The sequence below is a fragment of the Micromonospora sp. NPDC053740 genome, assembly GCF_040677775.1.
Taxonomy (GTDB): Bacteria; Actinomycetota; Actinomycetes; order Mycobacteriales; family Micromonosporaceae; genus Micromonospora; species Micromonospora alfalfae.
On sequence record NZ_JBFASO010000001.1, the window covers coordinates 589789 to 607079 of the forward strand.

Sequence of the window (17291 nt, forward strand, 5' to 3'; positions counted from 1 at the left end):
CCCCAGGGAGACCGCACATGTTCGACGTTCCCCCGTCCGCGTCGATCAGCCGGCGCCGGTTGATCGGTGGCTCGGCAGCGGCGGCCGCCGCCGGCCTGTTCGGCGGCGCCCTCGCCGGTTCGTCCGCCGCCCAGGCCGCCGGTGACGGGTACGGCCTGCGCATCGTCGACCGCAACGAGAACGGCGGCCGCCTCCAGTACTACCGCTTCGCCACGGATGCCATCGAGTGGGACCCCGCTGTCAACGTGCTGCTGCCTGACGGCTACCACACCAGCGGCAAGCGGTACCCCGTGCTGTACCTGCTGCACGGCGGCAACGCCGACTTCCGCACCTTCCACCTTCAGGACAACGTCATCGGTCTGACCGCCGGCCGGGAGGTCATCGTCGTCATGCCGGACGCGTCGACCGGCTGGTACTCCAATCCGGTGAACAGCTTCGTGGGCCCGCGAAACTGGGAGACCTTCCACATCGCCCAGTTGCTCCCGTGGATCGACGCGAACTTCCGGACGTTCGCCGAGTACAACGGACGCGCGGTCGCGGGCTTCTCGATGGGCGGCTTCGGCGCGTTGAAGTACGCGGCCAAGTACTACGGCCACTTTTGCTCGGTCAGCTCGCACTCCGGGCCAGCCAGCCTGCGCCGGGACTTCGGGCTCGTCGTGCACTGGGCCAACGCCACCTCCGCCGCGCTGGACCTCGGCGGCGGCACCGTCTACGGGATCCCGCTGTGGGACGAGGCCCGGGTCAGCGCCGACAACCCGGTCCAGCGCATCCCGAGCTTCCAGAACAAGCGGATCTTCCTGGCGGCCGGCACGTCACCCGACCCGATCAACTGGTTCGACACCGTCAACGAGACCCAGGTCCTTGCCGGTCAGCGCGATTTCCGCTCGGCACTCGCCCGAGCCGGCATCCCGCACGAGTGGCGCGAGGTGCCGGGTGGCCACTTCTTCCGCCACGACCTGTTCGTCCAGGACCTCAACGGAATGCTCGGACGCCTACGCCGCGCGGGCTGACCCCGGTAGCGTCGACGGTCATGGCCACCAGCGTCGACGTGTCTCGGGCACTCGCCAGCCTCGCCGATCCACGTCGAGCCGAGGCGACGAGCCGGTTCCTCCAGATGGTGCCCGGTGGGTACGGCGAGGGCGACCGGGCCCTCGGTGTCTCAGTGCCCGACCAGCGCACGGTTGCCGGCAGGTTCTGGCGCGACCTCTCGCTGGCCGAGACGACGAGGTTGCTCACCGGTGGCGCGCACGAGGAACGGTTGACGGCGCTGCTCATCCTGGTACGAAAGTTCGGCGCTGGCGACGAGCCGCAACGGGGTCAGATCTTCGATATCGTCCTGGCCAACACCGGCCGGATCAACAACTGGGACCTGGTGGACTCGTCCGCGCCGTACATCGTCGGCCCCTGGCTGATGGATCGGGACCGGAGCGTCCTGGACCGGTTGGCCGGGTCGAGCCTCGTGTGGGAGCGGCGCATCGCCATCATGGCGACCTTCGCCTTCATCAAGGCCGGTGACTTCGAGTGGACCTTCCGACTCGGCGACCGGCTCCTGCACGACCCGCACGACCTCGTCCGCAAGGCGGTGGGCTGGATGCTGCGCGAGGTGGGCAACCGGGACAGAGCGGCGGAGGAGGAGTTCCTCTCCCGCCGCTACCGGGTCATGCCCCGGGTCATGCTGCGGTACGCGATCGAGAAGTTCGAACCGCAGCGTCGCCGCGACTACCTGTCCGGTGCCCTCTAGTCGACCGGCTCAGCCGGCGGGATGGGGAAGTTCCGGTTGAAGACGTTGTCCGGGTCGTAGCTGGCCTTGATGGCGCGCAGCCGGCCGAGGGTGGGCTCGGGCCAGGCGTCCAGCAGTCGAGCCGGATCGGTGTCGCTCTCGAAGCTGAGATACAGGCCGTCGAGGTGCGGGTACAGCTCGTCCCACAGTTTGTCGAGGTGGGGCCGGCGGTCCGGGACCGTAGCGGCGAGTACCGAGAAGTTCTGCTCCCGGTGCGGGTAGGCGGTCGCGTCGCGGGTTACGTCGTTGACCGCCCCGCCGACGGATCGCAACTGCATGATCATCACGTCGCCGGAGTGGATCATGTTTTCCATGAGGTCGGCGGCCTGCGGTGTGACGTGGTGCAGCAGACCGCTTCGGGTGTCCTTCAGCCCCTGCCCCCGATGCTGGTTGCCGGGCGGCGCGACGATCGCCGGGTACGGCACGAGCTGCGCCTGCTGGTCGAGAATCGGTCCGATCTCCAGGAACGGGCTCAGGGCAGACTGTGCCGCCTCGACGTCCGCACCGGCGTAGACGAGGGTGACCTGGGCAGCCGGGGGGTTGCCACGGCGGCCGGGAAAGAGGGAGAGGAAGCTCGTCAACTCCCGTGGCGCGTCCTCGACCAGTTGGCCCCACCGGCGCAGCAGTCGGGCGGTGTCTGTCGCGTCCGCGACGAGCTGGGCGTAGACGACCTTGTCGACCTCGTACGCCTCCAGCTCAAGCGCGGTGACCACCCCGAAGTTCCCACCGGCGCCGCGGACGGCCCAGAACAGGTCGGGGTGATGCTCGTCGTCGACGCGGAGCAGGCGGCCGTCCGCTGTGACGATCTCGGCGGCAACGACGTGATCGATGGTCAGGCCGTGTTTGCGCGCCAGGTATCCGACGCCGGCGGTGGTGGCAAGACCACCGACGCCCACGTCTCCGTAGTCGCCCGAGCTCATGGCCAGGCCGTACGGGGCAAGCGCCTGGGCCACGTCGCCCCAGCGGGCACCCGGCTCCAGCCGCACCCGGCGTGTCGCCCGGTCGAGCACCTCGACCTTCTTCATCCTCGACATGTCGATGACGACTCCCCCGTCGTTCGTCGACCGGCCGCTGATGCCGTGCCCGCCGCTGCGCACCGACAGCGGCACATCCTGCGTCCGGGCGTACGACACGGCGTCGACCACCTCGGCGGCGTTCCGCGGACGGATCACCAGGGCCGGCGAGCCGTGCCAGCTGTAGGTGTGGCGTACCCGCTCGTACTCCTGGTCACCGGGCTCGACGGACCTGTCGGCCAGCGACGGGGGCAGCGCGTCGTAGTCGAGGCCGGGGTGCCGCTCGGCCAGCGCGACGCTCGTGCGGACCGGCCCGACGCCGACCTCACCCCCGGTGCGCTCCCTGGCGACCGCCTCCCGCAACGCGGGGGCGATCTCCTGCCCGAGGGTCTGGATGAGGCGTGGGTCGTCGCGCCCGATCAGGAAGGTGCTGAACCCCTCCTCCAGGACCAGCGGAAGCAGTTGGTCGACCCACTGCTCGACGGGCCCCTGGAGGAAGCCGCTGCTGCGCGACGAGACGTCGACAGTGAACAGGTTGAGCAGCCGCCTGATCTCCCGGGGCTCGCGGCCCGCGGCGACGGCCGCCTCGTCGATGAGCCGGTTGGCGGTCACCCGGTCCGGAGATCGCAGGTATTCCAGCGTCGGCAGCCAGCCGTTGGCCTTCTGGCCGGTCAGGGCCAGCATCTTCGGCTGGTACGCGCCGAGCCAGATGTCGATGTCGTGTGCCGGCTTCGGGCCGCGCTGCATTCCGGGTACCGGGTAGTACTCCCCGTCCAGCCGCAGCGGTCCGGTGGCGGTGTCGTCCCAGACGCCGCGCAGAACGTCGATAGCCTCCCGCAGGGCCGCGACTCCCTGCCCCGCGGTCAGCCGACGTGCCCCCATGCCCTCGATTCCGTCCCAGAACGCGCCGGCGCCGAGGCCCAGTTCGAAACGGCCGTGCGACAACCGGTCCAGGCTCGCCGCGGCCCGGGCCAGCACGGCCGGCGGGCGCAGCGGCAGGCTGAGGACGTTCCCGGAGATCCGGAGCCGCTCCGTGCGGGCGGCGACCCAGCTCAGCAGGGTCCAGGTGTCGAGGAACTCCGCGTTGTACGGGTGGTCCTGGAAGGTGACCAGGTCCAGCCCTGCCGCCTCGGTCAGCTCGGCCAGCGCCACCACCTGATCCGGGTCGTGCACGCTGGGTGTCAGGAACGACCCAAACCGGAGTTCGTGCCCGTAGTCCGACATTGTCTCACCATCCACGCGATCATTTGATCAACTCATGATGTTCTGTGCCTATCGTTTGTCAGACAACCTATCTTGGTCGCCAATCATTCCTGGACTGTCGCGATGTCGGATGATGATCAACGCGCCGGCCACTAGCATCGGGACATGTCCGTGACCGATCCGTGCGAGCTGCCGGCCGACCGCAAGCGCGGCTCGAACTTCGGTTGGTCGCTGGGCATGGTGCTGCGCCGCTGGCAGGAGCGCGTCGAGGAGCTACTGAAGGACCTGCCGCACGGCAGTCGGGGGTACCACATCCTGGCCGTCGTCGTGCACGAGGAGGTGCCCACGCAGGGCGCCCTGGCCGCTCGCCTGGCCATCGACCGCAGCGTGCTGACCTACGTCATCGACGACCTGGCGAACGCCGGTCTCATCGAGCGCAGGCCCGACCCCCAGGACCGACGGGCCCGACGGGTGGTGGCCACCGAACGCGGACGCCAGACGCTCGCCGAGGCCGAGCGGCGGGTCACCCACGTCGAGGACCACGTCCTGGGCGGGTTACCCGAGCAGCAGCGCGAGGTCTTTCGTGACCTCGCCGCCCGGGCCGCCGAAGCGATCCACGCCGCCGCACCCGCCACGGACCCCTGCGTGGCGGTGCAGAGCGTCCTCCCGCCAGCCGACCAGACCAGCTGACCGTCAGTGCCGCGCGGCGGCGTCAGCGCTTGCGGCCCACCCCGCCGAAGGCATCGATGTCGGCAGGCGTGTCGACAGCGTCGTCCGGTCGCCACTGCGGGCACGGCACGACGCCGGGCTCGACCAGCTCCAAGCCGTCGAAGAAGCCGGCGATCTCGTCGGGCGAGCGCAGAGTGTACGGAGTCGCGCCGCTGTCGTTGTAGTCGTCCTGCGCCTGCTGCATCTCGGCGCTGATCAGGCTCGTGCCGTCGTTCAGCGAGAGGTAGCTGCCACTCGGCAGCGCCGCCACCAGCTGCCTGGTGACCGAACGGGCCGCCTCGTAGTCGGGCACGTGACCCATGACGCCACTGAGGATGAGACCAATCGGCTGCGCGAAGTCGAGCGTCTTGCCGGCCTCGGAGATGACAGCGGCCGGGTCGCGCAGGTCGCCGTCGATGTAGGCGGTCCTGCCCTCGGGCGTGCCCACCAGCAACGCGCGCGCGTGCACCAGCACCAGCGGGTCGCTGTCGACGTAGACGATCCGCGCGTCCGGGGCGATCCGTTGGGCCACCTCGTGCGTGTTGTTGGCGGTCGGCAGCCCGGTGCCGACGTCGAGGAACTGGCGGATGCCCGCGTCGGCAGCGAGGAACATGATCGAGCGGACCAGGAACTGCCGGGAGGCCCGGGCCACGTCGACGACGCCGGGGAAGACCTGGCGATACTGGTCCCCGGCCTCGCGGTCGACAGCGAAGTTGTCCTTGCCACCGAGCCAGTAGTTCCAGATCCGCGCCGAATGCGGCACCGACGTGTCGATCTTCTGCTGCACGCCAGCCTCACCGGCCTCGACCCGGCCGGTCGTCGGTGATTCCATGGTCATGACGAACTCCCCCGTGTCGAACGCGTACGCGACGTCGTCGCGGGACGGCCCAGTCGAGGAAGTGGCCACCCGTGACCGTGCCACGGTATAGAAGGCCGAGGATTCACACCACACCCTGTCACTCCACAAGTGACACAGCTGTCTGACGCACCCGCCATGCTGGAACCGCGAGCCCCTGTCCGGCTCTGTTCGGCGCACCCACGGTCCGGCCGGTCCCTCCCGCGAGGGAACGCCTTCCCCCGTCAGCGGGGCCCGCTCACCGCGGGACGCCAGCAGGATCGGTGCATGACGACATCGACACAGATCGTCGGACGGAGCCTCCATGGCCTGACGTACGCAGTGCTCGGCTGGGCCGTGGCATACGGGGGCGTGCGTCTGGCCTGGACGGTCGGCGAGGCTCCGGAGTTCGGGCGGCTCGGGTTCGACCTGCTCGGCTTCACCGGCTGGTGGTCGGTGGCGTTGTGCGCGGCCGCGGGCGGGCTGGCGGTTGCCCTGGACCGGGTGGCGACCTGGCGGCCAGCGCTTGCGGGGCTCGCCTGGGCTGTCGCCGGAGCGCTGGTCGCGGCAGCCGCGATCCTGCTGCCGGAGCTGGTGGGCTTCCTGCTGTTCACCGTCGGCCCGTTCTTCGACCCGCTGGCGTTCGTCAGCCGGCTCGGTTGTGTCACCGGAGCGGTGCTGCTCGCTCTGGCTACCGCGCGTTACCAGCGGCGCACCCGGGGCGACTGCCCAGTCTGCTGCCGGACAGTTCGACCGGGTACGCGGCGCTCGGCGCCCGCGCGGTGGGCGCGCTGGGCCGCGTGGGCCGCTGTGGGCGGTCTGGTGACCCGCTTCGCGGCCCAGTTCGTGGTGGGGTTCGACCGCGTCGACCAGAGCGCCTCCCTGCTCGGGTTGGAGATCGGCCTGGTGCTGGCCGGAGTGCTGTTGCCACTGGCGCTGGCACACCACTGGGGTGAGGTCTGGCCGGAGTGGGTTCCGCTGCTCGCCGGGCGCACCATTCCTCGTCTGCTGCTGCTGGCGCCCGGCTTCGGGCTCGGCACCGGCATCGTGGCCTACTTCGGGATGGGGATGGCGCAGGTGATCTCGGACTCGCACAGCGAGTTCTCCGACGCGTTCCTGTGGGTGGCGATGTCGGCGTACCTCGTCATGGGGGTGGGCCTGGTGATCGCGTCCACCGACTACCACCTGCGCACTCGCCGGCAGTGCGGCGCCTGCGGCCGGTGACGGCACCATCGCGCTCAGGCCGATTGCATTGACAGGATTCGTTATACGAATTAACTTTCTGAATCAAGCACCTGGGAGCGCTCCCAATCCCCCACCGCACAACCACCGCTGATCTCGCCGCAGACGAGCCCTCCCGAGGCGTGGATGCCACCACCATCTCAGGAGGAGTTTCGTGAGAAGAAGAGTGAAGAACGCCGCCCTGGTGTCGGCCGGCGCCGTCCTGCTGGCATCGGCAGCGGTCGCCGTGGCGATGCCAGCGGGGGCCGCCGCCGCCGGCTGTTCGGTCAAGTACAACGTGTCGTCGCAGTGGCAGGGCGGCTTCGGCGCCAACGTCACCATCACCAATCTCGGCGACGCGGTGACGAGTTGGACGCTGACCTGGAACTACAACGCCGGCCAGACCGTCACGCAGGCGTGGAACACGACGTTGACGCAGAGCGGCACCGCTGTCACCGCCAAGAATGTCAGCTACAACGGGGCCATCGCGACCAACGGGACCGTCTCGTTCGGTTTCAACGGCTCGTGGACCGGCAGCAACCCCGATCCGACGATCTTCGCGTTGAACGGGGTGGGCTGCACCGGTGGCACCGAGACGACCCCGCCGCCGACCGACCCGCCGCCCACCACCCCGCCGCCCACCACCCCGCCGCCGACCGGGCCGGCGGACATCACGGTCAACAGCGCGACCAGGTACCAGACGGTCGACGGCTTCGGGGCCGCGCAGTCCATCTGGGGTAGCGCCTGGTCGACGACGGACACGCAGACACTGGTCGGGATGGGTGCCAACCAGCTGGGGCTCTCCATCGTGCGGACCGGCCTGTCGCCGGAATCCAGCGAGTGGGCGACGCACGTGAACTCGTTGAAGACGGCGAAGTCGTACGGATCCAACGTGAAGATCCTCGCCTCGCCGTGGACCGCGCCGGCGGCGTGGAAGACCAACAACAGCCGGGTCAACGGCGGCAAGCTGAAGACCGACTACTACGACGACTACGCCAACCATCTGAACAGCTACGTGCAGTACATGCGCGGCCAGGGCGTATCCATCGACGTCACGTCGGTGCAGAACGAGCCGGACTGGCACCCGGACTACGACTCGATGGACTGGAGCGGCACCGAGCTGCGCACCTTCGTGCGCGACCAGGGCACCAAGGTGCAGAACACCAAGCTGATGGTGGCCGAGGCGGTGAACATGAACTACAACTTCACCGATCCGACCCTCAACGACGCGACCGCCCGCAACAACATCGGCTACATCGGCGGGCACCTGTACGGCACCGAGGAGTCCGGTCGACTGCGGCCGTACTCGCTGGCGGAGCAGCACAACAAGCCGGTGTGGATGACCGAGTGGAACCTGCACGCCGCCGACGGCGGCGGCTCCAACATCTGGGGCAACCCCGCCAACACGGCGGTCTGGAACGAAACCCTCGACGACATCATGCGCACAGTGCACAAGTCGATGGAGGCCAACTGGAACGCCTACATCTGGTGGTACGGCAAGCGCTACTACTCGTTCATCGGTGACGGTGAGTCGGCGTTCGGCACCGTCGCTGGTGCTCCGCTCAAGCGCGGGTACGCCTTCTCGCAGTACGCGAAGTACGTCCGCCCCGGCTACCAGCGGGTCGCTCTGTCGAAGAGCTCGAAGGCCTCGCCGCTGGAGGTGACCGCCTACCAGGGCGACGGGAAGATCACCCTGGTGATCCTCAACCGCTCGAACAGCGCGGTCAACAACGCCGTGATCCAGGCCCCGCAGAACGTCAGCCGGGCCGAGCACTATCTCACCTCGCAGAACGCCAACGCGGCCAGCCAGCCGACCAGCGTGAACGGCGGTCAGGCCACCATCAACGTCGGCGCCCGCAGCATCTCCACCCTCGTCTTCACGCTCTGAACACCTCGTTCGACCCACGCACTATCGATGTCGCGGGAGCCCCGGCCACACGCCGGGGCTCCCGCCCGTCGGCGGGCATCCGGTGGAGGTTCTGGCTGTTCAGGTGGCGGTCGGCGGCGCCGTGCTCTGCCGCACCACGAGCTTGGGGACGACCAGCGGCAGACGCTGCGGCACCGTGTCGTCGATGGCCTGGGTGACGGCGGTGATGGCCCGCCGACCGACCGCGTCGAAGTCCTGCTGGATCGTCGTCAACGGCGGGATGAGGTAGGGCGCCTCGGGCACGTCGTCGAATCCGACGACGGAGACGTCGTGTGGCACCCGCCGCCCACGCTCGTGCAACCCGCGCAGTACCCCGATGGCCATCTGGTCATTGGCGGCGAACACCGCAGTGGTCGCGCGCATCGCACCGATCCGCAGCCCGGCGGCGTAGCCGCTGTGCGCTCTCCAGTCCCCCTCGACCGGCTCCGGCGGGCGTAGGCCCGCGGAACTCATCGCCTGACGCCACCCTTCGAGGCGGGCGCGCGCCTCCGCCCAGTTGGGCGGACCGCTCACATGCACGATCTCTCGATGCCCGAGGTCGAGGAGGTGCTCGGTGGCCATCCGGGCGCCGAGCACCTGGTCGACGCCGACCGTCACGCTGGCCCTGGACAGATCGCCCTCCACGACGACGAAGGGGACACCCGAGCGCGTCATCCGCACCACCTCGAGGGCCTCATCGTTGCCGGCGATCATCACGACGCCCTCCACGCCGACGCGCATGAGGTGTTCGGTGGCGTCGCTGAGCGCCCGTACCGTCACCTCGGAGAGGCTCACCGAGGTGGCGAAGTAGCCGGCCGCGCGGGCGGCGTCCTCGACGCTGCGATGGATGCTCGTCGGGCCGAACAGCGTCCTGGCCGTGCCGATGATGCCGATCATTCCGGACCGTCCGCGCACCAGCGCGCGGGCGGCGGTGTTGGGGCGGTAGTCGAGTCGTCGGATGGCCTCCAGGACCCGCTCCCGCGTCTCGCGTCTGATGCTGGGTGCCCCGTTGATGACCCGGGACACCGTCTGGTGTGACACGCCCGCCAGGCGAGCGACGTCGGCCATGACCGGGGGCCGGTCAGCCGCTGTCACAGCGGCCTTTGCGTGAACTCGCACTGGCGGGCCGTCCGTTCTTCCATGGAATCAGTTTCTCGTGGACCTCGTCCGATCGTGGCCGTCAGTGTGAGTGACGGGGCACCGCGCTGCCGCTGCCACCGACAAGGAAGTCGAGGTCCGCGCCGCTGTCCGCCTGCAGGACGTGCTCGCTGTAGAGCCGTACCCAACCCCGGTCGGCCACCGGCTGCGGAGGTTGCCAGGCGGTGCGGCGTCGGGCCAGTTCGGCGTCGTCGACCAGGAGGTCCAGGCGGCGCGTCGAAACGTCGACGGAGACCAGGTCGCCGGTGCGTACCAGCGCGAGCGGGCCACCCACTGACGCCTCCGGTGCCACGTGCAGGATGCAGGTGCCGTAGCCGGTGCCGCTCATCCGGGCATCGGAGATCCGCACCATGTCCGTGATGCCGTCGGCGAGCAACCGTCGTGGCATGGGCACGTTGCCCACCTCCGGGAAGCCGGGGTAACCCCGTGGTCCGGCGTTGCGGACGACGATCACCGTGTCGGGGGTGACGTCGAGGTCCGGGTCGTCGGCGGCGACGACGTACTCCTCGATCCGGTCGAAGACGAGCGCCGGGCCGGTGTGCGTGAGGAGGTGGGCGGAGGCGGCGGAGACTTTCAGCACCGCACCGGACGGCGCGAGCGAGCCCCGCAGCACCACGGTGCCCGAGCCGGCGGGCTGGAACGGCTCCTCCATGGTGCCGATGACGTCCCGGTTCCAGCACTGGGCGCCGTCGACGTTCTCCGCCACGCTTCTGCCGCTGACCGTGACGTGGTCCATGTGCAGCAGCGGGGCGAGTTCCTTCATGACCACCGGAAGGCCGCCCGCGTAGGCGAAATCCTCCATCAGGTACGTCCCGGACGGCATGAGGTTGACGAGCATCGGCACGTCGGCGGTGAGGATGTCGAAATCCTCCAGCGACAGGGGGACGCCGAGGCGTCCGGCGATCGCGAGCAGGTGTACGACGGCGTTGGTGGAACCGCCGATGGCGGCGTTGACCCGAACGGCGTTCTCGAACGCCTGCCTGGTGAGCACCGAGGACAACCGTTGGTCCTGTTCGACCATGGCGACGATCCGGCGTCCGGCGGCGTGCGCGAGCGCGTACCGCCGGGAGTCGACCGCCGGCACGGCGGCCGCCCCCGGCAGCTGCACGCCCAGCGCCTCGGTCACACAGGCCATCGTGGACGCGGTGCCCATCGTCATGCAGTGGCCTCGGCTGCGGGACATGCCGACCTCCGCCTCGGAGCAGTCGGCCGCGGTCATCCGACCGGCCCGCATCTCCTCGGTGAAGCGCCAGACGACGGTGCCGGAGCCGATGTCCTGGCCGCGGAACTTGCCGTTGAGCATCGGGCCGCCGGTCAGCATCAGGGTCGGCAGGTCGACGCTCGCCGCTCCCATCAGCAGGCCGGGGGTGGTCTTGTCACAGCCGGAGAGCAGGACCACCCCGTCGAGCGGGTTGGCGCGGACCGACTCTTCCAGCTCCATCGCCAGCAGGTTGCGGTAGAGCATGGTCGTGGGTCGCATCAGCGGCTCGCCCAGGCTCATCGCCGGGAACTCCAGCGGCAGGCCTCCGCTCTCCCACACGCCCCGCTTCACCGACTCGGCGAGGTCGCGCAGGTGGGCGTTGCAGGGTGTCAGCTCCGACCAGGTGGTGGCGATGCCGATCACCGGGCGACCGTCGAAGACGTCGTCGGCGAACCCCTGGTTGCGCATCCAGGATCGATGGATGAACCCGTTGCGACCTTCCGCACCGAACCACTCCCCGCTGCGCAGCGGTCGATTCGTCGTCGACATCAGCACACCTCTCTGTCATCCGTCCGGCCGCGTCCTGCGCGGCGATCAATGCGCGTGTGGTGGATTGGCTGGTGGCGTCGACGCGGCCTACCGGAGACCTCCGACGGAGAGGCCGCCGCGCCAGTGTCGTTGCAGGCTGAAGAACGCGATGATCAGCGGGATCACGGACACCAGGGAGCCCAGGATGATGAGGCTCCACAGCGAGGTGGTTCCCGCGTTGTTCGCGGACGCGATTCCCTGCCAGAGGCCAAGACCGACGGTGACCGGGAAGAGCCTGTTGTCGGAGAGCATGGCCAGCGGCAGGAAGTAGTTGTTCCAGGACGCCACCGCCGACAGGAGCAGCACTGTGACCACCGCGGGACGCATCAGCGGAAGGGCGATCTGGAAGAACGTCCGCAGCTCCCCCGCACCGTCGACCCGCGCCGCGTCCAGGAGTTCGTCGGGCACCGCGTCGCGCGCGTACACGTGCATCAGGTAGACCCCGAACGGGTTGAGCAGCGACGGGAGGATCACCGCCCAGACCGTGTTCGTCAGGCCGAGCCGGGAGAACATGATGAAGGTCGGGATGACCAGGGCGGTGGCGGGCACCATCAGCGCGCCGAGCACGACAGCGAAGCTGAAGCGTCGGGCGGCGAACCGGTACTTGGCGAACCCGTAGCCGGCCATCACCGCCAGGACGGTGGCGCCGACGCCGCCGGCGATGGCGTAGAGCGTGGAGTTGAGCATCCACCGCAGGTAGATGCCACCGTCGTAGGTGAAGAGCTGCCTGAGGTTGCCCAGGTAGTCGATCTGGTCGGTGAACCAGAGGGTGTTGCCGCCGCCGAACAGGCCCGGTGCGTCCTTGGAGCTGTTGACGATGACCCACCAGAACGGTACGAGGAAGTAGATCACCAGGAAGCCGAGCAGGATCTGCATCGGGAGATAGCGCTGCGGTCGGCGGGCGCCGGCGCGGACGCTGGTGTGGTCGGTCATCTACAGGAAGCTCCTCCGCTTGCGGGTGAAGAACAGGAAGGCGTACACGCAGATGAACACGACGCCGCCGAGGGCGAAGGAGATCGCCGACCCGTAGTTGAAGTTGGCGAGCGAGAACGCCTGTTGGTACGCGTACATGTTCGGGGTGAAGTCCGAGCCGATGGCGCCCGCGGCGAGGTATCGCAGGATCTGCGGTTCGTTGAAGAACTGCAGGGTGCCGATGAGCGAGAAGACCAGGATGAGGATCAGGGCGGGCGCGATCAGCGGGATCTTGATCCGGGTCGCGATCTGCCACCGTCCGGCGCCGTCCATCCGGGCCGCCTCGTAGAGCGTCGGGTCGACGCCCTGCAACGCCGCGTACAGGATGATCATGTAGTAGCCGGCCCACTGCCAGGTGACGACGTTGAGCAGCCCATAGAAGATCAGGTCGCTGCTCAGGAAGTCAGGCGCGGTGGCGCCGAACAGCCCGAAGATGTCGGTGAGCGGGCCGAAGCCCTTGCTGTAGAGGAACCCCCACATCACGGCCCCGATGACGGTGGGGATCGCGTACGGAAGAAAGATCATGAGGCGGGAGAAGCGAGCGAACGCCGTGGTCACCGCATCCAGGATGAGGGCCAGCGCGAGCGCGATGAGGATCTGCAGTGGGATCGAGACCAGCGAGAAGCGGATGACGAACCACACCCCGGACAGGAAGCTCGGGTCGGTGAACGCCTTCACGTAGTTGTCGAAGAGAACGAAGCTGGTGCCGCCGATCAGCTTCTTCTGAAAGAGACTGAGGTACAGCGCGTACGCCAGGGGTGCGATGAGGAACGCCAGGAACACGATCCCGAACGGCCCGACGAAGAGCCACCCCATCAGGTGTTCGCGGAGGTGCACCTTGCCACGGATCTTGCGCGTCTCAGGCTGAGGACGCGGTGCGCGCTTCTCGGTCAGGAGTGTCATCTTTGGTCTCCGGGACGTGGACGCTGAGGGGGGCGGGTGGGCCGGCCGGCCAGTGTCGACGCGGCCCACCCATCCGGTCACTGAACGGTGAAGCCTTGTTCCTTGGCGTACTTCGCCACGTCCTCCTGGAGCCGGTCGGCAGCCTGCGAACCGGTGACGGAGCCCTTGATGACCTCGCTGACCTGCTTTTCCATGGCGTCGAGGTAGTACTGGCCGAAGGGGGCGTACTGGACGCCCTGGTAGGCGTCGGCGGCGGGGACGTAGACCTCCTTGTTCGCCTGCTGGCCGCCGAAGAACGCCACCTTCAGGTCGACGAAGGCGGGATCCTTGAGCGCCGTGAGGTTCAGCGGGAAGATGATCTGGTTGGTCCAGCCGTCGGTGAGCGACTCCTTGTCGGCGTAGAGCCCGTAGGCGACCTTCGCGGCCAGCTCCGGCTTCTTCGCCTGCTTGGTCACCGAGAACGCCGACCCGCCCCAGTTCACCTGCACCGGGTTGGCCAGGTCCCACTGCGGCAGCGGCGCCACAGCGAACTTGCCGGTGTCCTGACCCTTGCCGACGCCCGCGCCGGTGAGGTAGCCGGGTGCCCACGCCGCCGAGATGTACGTCGCGTAGTTGCCGTTGATCACGCCGGAGATGTACTCCGGGGTGAACTGGTTTTGCGTGCCGACCAGGCCCTTCTTCGCCAGGCCACCCCAGTAGTCCAGCACGTCCTTGGACGCCTGGTCGTTGAGCTTCACACCGATAGCGTTCGGCTGCGCCGGATCGGAGGTGAAGGGCGTGGCACCCTTCTGGATCTGCAGCGCCATCAGGACCGCCGGGACGTTCGCGCCAAAGTCCCCGAAAAGCGGACCGCCGGCGTCCTTGACCTTCTGCGCGGCCTGCTCGTACTCGGCCCAGGTCTTCGGCGGCGTGATCTTGTACTTGTCGAAGATGTCCTTGCGGTAGATCATCGCCACCGGACCGCCGTCGACAGGGACGCCGTAGACCTTGTCGCCGACCGACACGTCCTTCCAGGCGCCCTCGCTGTAGTTGGCCTTGACCGCGTCGAAGCCGTACTGCTTGATGTCGACGAGCGCGCCCTGGATCTGGAACGTCGGGATCCGGTCCGCCTCGACCATGATCACGTCGGGTGCGCCGGTGCCCGCCGAGATGGCGGTCTGGAACTTGTCGTACTCGTCGCTGCCCTGGCCGACGTTGGTCCAGCAGACCTGCACATCGTCGTGCTGCTTGTTGAAGTTGTCGACGACGAGCTGAGTGTTGGGGTACCAGCCCCACATCGTCACGACCGGCACGTTCTGCTTGGTGATGGTGTTCGTGCAATTGCTCGCGTCGCTGCCGCCCTCGTCGGAGGAGCAGGCGACGAGGCCGGTCCCCGCCGCGAGCATGGCTACCGTGGCGAGTATTCGTCTTCTCTTCATTGAGATGGTTCCCTTCGGCGATGGCGGTGCACTGCATCCATGCGCTGGCGGGCGCCACCGGGGGCAGGAAGCCCTGCTCCCGGTGGCGTCACCGGCGACGGCTCCTAGCGCTTGAACAGACGGGGCGCCAGGTCGATGAGGTTCTTCTGCCACACGTCCCAGCCGTGCGGCCCGGGGGTGACCCCGTCGAACTCGTAGCGGATACCGAGGTTGTCCAACGTGGTCAGCGATGCCATGAAGCTCGGGTACACGAAGTCGGTCTGGTCACCGACGTAGAGGCGCAGCATCTTGGTGCCGTTGTTGATCGCCGCCACGTCGACGCCGGTGCCGCTGCCGAAACCGGCCGAGAACGCGGCGACGTAGGCGAACTCGCCCGGGTAGGCCCGCAGCACCCCGAACGCCTGCCCGCCGCCCATCGACAGGCCGGCGAGGGCCTGCTGCGACGGATCGCTGGAGATGTTGTAGCGGGCACGGGCCGTCGGAACGATGTTCTCCCGCAACTCACTGTTGAAGTTCGACGAGTTGCCGTTGCCCATCACGACAACCATCGGCGTGAGGTCGCCGTCGAGGAACTGGTTGTCGAGGATCTGCTTGGCACGGCCCATCTCGACCCAGTCCGTGTAGTTCTGGCCACCGCCGTGCTGGAGGTAGAGGACGGGGTACGGCTGCGCCCGGTTCGGGTCGTACCCCGGTGGGGTCCAGACCAGCGCGGTCCGGTCCTGGCCGGCCACCGCGCTGGTGTAGGTCATGCTCTCGACAGTTCCGCCCCGACCGGCGGGCACGTCCGCGAGCAGTCGGGCACCAGGCCCGGGAATGAAGAAGGTGCTCCACATCGGCTCGGTGGTGACTCTCGTCGGGTTCGAGGCGTCCTTGACCGCGACCCGGTCCACGATCAGCCGGTAGTAGTAGAACCAGGGCTTCAGCGGGCCCACTGTTGCCCGCCACCGGTCACCGTCACGGGTCAGTGGCAGTCGCAGCCAACTCCCGCCCGGCGCAACGTTCGCCCAGACCGTGACGTGCTGAGCGTCAGCGAAGTCCGTGGTGGTCTCGAAGGTGACGAACCCGTCCTCGGTGACGAAGGGCGTCGGGGTGGTGCCGGCCGGTGGCGGGTTGAACTCGCCCTTGAGCTGCGTGTGACCGGGGCTGGGCCCGTGGTCGGCCACGTGCCGGAACAACCGCGGCGCGAAGTCGACGAGGTTCTCCTGCCAGGTGGTCCAGGTCGCGCCGCCATCGGGGTTGACCCCGTCGAACTCGAACCGGACGTCGGCGCGGCCCAGCGCCTTCGTCAGCCGGTAGGTGGGGTTGTGAGCGGGATCGGTGACGTTGCCGGTGTACAGGCGGAGCAGCTTGACGCCGCGGTTGATCGCCTTGGCGTCCTTCCGGTCGATCGTCGGAGCCGACGTGCCGGAGAACCAACCGACGTAACCGAACTGGCCCGGCCTGGTGAGCCCGGCCCGCAACGCCTGCGTAGCGCCGTCGGACACACCCGCGATCGCCTGGTGCGCCGGATCGCGAAGCACCCGATAGTTGTCGGTGACCGCCTTCCGGAGGTCCTTCAACTCCTTGTCGTCCGAGGCGTCGGCGTTGTTGAGCACCACCACCATCGGGCTCATGGCGCCCGCGGCCGAGAGGTTGTCGAGGATCTGCTTGGATCGGCCGAGATCGAGCCAGTCGGTGGCGGCCACACCGTCACCCGACTGCAGGAAGAGCGCCGGGTATCCCTTGGAGCCCTTGGCCGCGTAACCCGGCGGCGTCCAGACCACCGCGGAGCGCTGCGCGTTCCTGGTCCGGTAGGTCAGCGTCTCGATCTTCCCGCCGGTGCCGGCCGGAGCGTCGAGCAGCCACCGGGCCGAGTCACCCGCGATGAAGAAAGTGCTCAGGAGCGGGTTGGACGCGACCCCAGTGCTGTTCGTCGGGTCCTTGATGGTCTTGGTGTCGTCGGCCGTGAGCTGGTAGTTGTACAGCCCGGGCTCCAGGGCGCCGAGAACACCCGACCACACGTCACCCCGGCGGGTCAGACCGAACTCCGCCCAACTGGCCGACGGCCCGAAGTTTCCCTCCACGACGACCTGCGAGACGGTGCCCAGGTTCTCCTGGACGTACGCCGCCGGGACGGCGAACGTGGCGTAGCGGTCTGCGGACACGTCCAGCCACGGCGTGTCCGCCGCGGCCGGTTGCGGCGCGATGAGCACCGCCGCGGTGGCGATGACCCCGGCGGTGAACGCCGCCGAGAGCCGCCGGCGTACGCCCAGACGGCGTGAGCGCCCGTGATACTGTTCGGTAGTCACACTCCACTCCTTTCGTGTGCCGGCAGCGGATGCGACCCGACTGACGGCTCAACTCACCTGTGGATCTGGCCGTGTGTGCTGCGTGCACCTCCTTCGG

The 17291-nt window shown here is 68.5% G+C and carries 13 protein-coding genes; 5 read left to right on the plus strand and 8 right to left on the minus strand.

The genetic code is table 11. The features are described from left to right. Nucleotides 1-17: 17 nt before the first annotated feature. On the plus strand, nucleotides 18-1010 hold the full coding sequence (locus AB0K35_RS02610) for an alpha/beta hydrolase-fold protein (RefSeq protein WP_363883259.1): 993 nt from the start codon (nucleotides 18-20) through the stop codon (nucleotides 1008-1010). Between the two features lie 20 nt (nucleotides 1011-1030). Next, nucleotides 1031-1741, plus strand: coding sequence for a DNA alkylation repair protein (locus tag AB0K35_RS02615; RefSeq protein WP_363883261.1), 711 nt, complete (start codon nucleotides 1031-1033; stop codon nucleotides 1739-1741). Here the strand turns inward: AB0K35_RS02615 and AB0K35_RS02620 are convergent. Next, nucleotides 1738-4017, minus strand: coding sequence for an LLM class flavin-dependent oxidoreductase (locus tag AB0K35_RS02620; protein WP_363883263.1), 2280 nt, complete (start codon nucleotides 4015-4017; stop codon nucleotides 1738-1740). The genes AB0K35_RS02615 and AB0K35_RS02620 overlap by 4 nt on opposite strands. Nucleotides 4018-4161: 144 nt before the next feature. Between AB0K35_RS02620 and AB0K35_RS02625 the strand changes: the two genes are divergently transcribed. After that, nucleotides 4162-4686 carry a MarR family winged helix-turn-helix transcriptional regulator gene (locus AB0K35_RS02625; protein WP_238667819.1) on the plus strand — a complete coding sequence of 175 codons (525 nt, stop codon included), beginning with the start codon at nucleotides 4162-4164 and terminating at the stop codon, nucleotides 4684-4686. Between the two features lie 22 nt (nucleotides 4687-4708). Here AB0K35_RS02625 and AB0K35_RS02630 read toward each other — a convergent pair whose 3' ends face one another. Beyond that, nucleotides 4709-5536, minus strand: coding sequence for an SAM-dependent methyltransferase (locus AB0K35_RS02630; RefSeq protein WP_308193440.1), 828 nt, complete (start codon nucleotides 5534-5536; stop codon nucleotides 4709-4711). Between the two features lie 291 nt (nucleotides 5537-5827). Between AB0K35_RS02630 and AB0K35_RS02635 the strand changes: the two genes are divergently transcribed. Beyond that, nucleotides 5828-6763, plus strand: coding sequence for a hypothetical protein (locus AB0K35_RS02635; protein WP_363883265.1), 936 nt, complete (start codon nucleotides 5828-5830; stop codon nucleotides 6761-6763). Nucleotides 6764-7013: 250 nt separating this feature from the next. Continuing rightward, nucleotides 7014-8648 carry a cellulose binding domain-containing protein gene (locus AB0K35_RS02640; protein ID WP_363883761.1) on the plus strand — a complete coding sequence of 545 codons (1635 nt, stop codon included), beginning with the start codon at nucleotides 7014-7016 and terminating at the stop codon, nucleotides 8646-8648. Between the two features lie 99 nt (nucleotides 8649-8747). On the opposite strand, the gene AB0K35_RS02645 is transcribed toward AB0K35_RS02640, so the two are convergent. The 6 genes from AB0K35_RS02645 to AB0K35_RS02670 form a co-directional block, all read right to left on the minus strand. Continuing rightward, the gene (locus AB0K35_RS02645; RefSeq protein WP_274525393.1) at nucleotides 8748-9734 is read right to left on the minus strand and encodes a LacI family DNA-binding transcriptional regulator; all 987 of its coding nucleotides are present in this window, start codon (nucleotides 9732-9734) and stop codon (nucleotides 8748-8750) included. Nucleotides 9735-9846: 112 nt separating this feature from the next. After that, nucleotides 9847-11574: an IlvD/Edd family dehydratase gene (locus AB0K35_RS02650; protein WP_238667823.1), complete on the minus strand. Its 1728-nt coding sequence runs from the start codon at nucleotides 11572-11574 to the stop codon at nucleotides 9847-9849. An 87-nt stretch (nucleotides 11575-11661) separates the two neighbouring features. Continuing rightward, nucleotides 11662-12546, minus strand: a complete 885-nt coding sequence (locus tag AB0K35_RS02655) for a carbohydrate ABC transporter permease (RefSeq protein ID WP_363883268.1) — start codon at nucleotides 12544-12546, stop codon at nucleotides 11662-11664. Continuing rightward, a complete protein-coding gene (locus tag AB0K35_RS02660; protein ID WP_238667825.1) occupies nucleotides 12547-13488 on the minus strand; it encodes a sugar ABC transporter permease in 942 nt (313 codons plus the stop codon). 77 nt (nucleotides 13489-13565) lie between these two features. Further along, on the minus strand, nucleotides 13566-14906 hold the full coding sequence (locus AB0K35_RS02665) for an extracellular solute-binding protein (RefSeq protein WP_238667826.1): 1341 nt from the start codon (nucleotides 14904-14906) through the stop codon (nucleotides 13566-13568). A 104-nt stretch (nucleotides 14907-15010) separates the two neighbouring features. Further along, nucleotides 15011-17194 (minus strand): alpha/beta hydrolase-fold protein, encoded by a 2184-nt coding sequence (locus AB0K35_RS02670; RefSeq protein WP_363883271.1) that lies wholly within the window; start codon nucleotides 17192-17194, stop codon nucleotides 15011-15013. Nucleotides 17195-17291 lie beyond the last annotated feature (97 nt).

What these genes read in the sequence shown, in the direction of transcription:
- AB0K35_RS02610 (WP_363883259.1), top strand. Translation starts at nt 18, where the DNA reads ATGTTCGACGTTCCCCCGTCCGCGTCGATCAGCCGGCGCCGGTTGATC.
- AB0K35_RS02615 (WP_363883261.1), top strand. Translation starts at nt 1,031, where the DNA reads ATGGCCACCAGCGTCGACGTGTCTCGGGCACTCGCCAGCCTCGCCGAT.
- AB0K35_RS02620 (WP_363883263.1), bottom strand. Translation starts at nt 4,017, where the DNA reads ATGTCGGACTACGGGCACGAACTCCGGTTTGGGTCGTTCCTGACACCC.
- AB0K35_RS02625 (WP_238667819.1), top strand. Translation starts at nt 4,162, where the DNA reads ATGTCCGTGACCGATCCGTGCGAGCTGCCGGCCGACCGCAAGCGCGGC.
- AB0K35_RS02630 (WP_308193440.1), bottom strand. Translation starts at nt 5,536, where the DNA reads ATGGAATCACCGACGACCGGCCGGGTCGAGGCCGGTGAGGCTGGCGTG.
- AB0K35_RS02635 (WP_363883265.1), top strand. Translation starts at nt 5,828, where the DNA reads ATGACGACATCGACACAGATCGTCGGACGGAGCCTCCATGGCCTGACG.
- AB0K35_RS02640 (WP_363883761.1), top strand. Translation starts at nt 7,014, where the DNA reads ATGCCAGCGGGGGCCGCCGCCGCCGGCTGTTCGGTCAAGTACAACGTG.
- AB0K35_RS02645 (WP_274525393.1), bottom strand. Translation starts at nt 9,734, where the DNA reads ATGGCCGACGTCGCTCGCCTGGCGGGCGTGTCACACCAGACGGTGTCC.
- AB0K35_RS02650 (WP_238667823.1), bottom strand. Translation starts at nt 11,574, where the DNA reads ATGTCGACGACGAATCGACCGCTGCGCAGCGGGGAGTGGTTCGGTGCG.
- AB0K35_RS02655 (WP_363883268.1), bottom strand. Translation starts at nt 12,546, where the DNA reads ATGACCGACCACACCAGCGTCCGCGCCGGCGCCCGCCGACCGCAGCGC.
- AB0K35_RS02660 (WP_238667825.1), bottom strand. Translation starts at nt 13,488, where the DNA reads ATGACACTCCTGACCGAGAAGCGCGCACCGCGTCCTCAGCCTGAGACG.
- AB0K35_RS02665 (WP_238667826.1), bottom strand. Translation starts at nt 14,906, where the DNA reads ATGAAGAGAAGACGAATACTCGCCACGGTAGCCATGCTCGCGGCGGGG.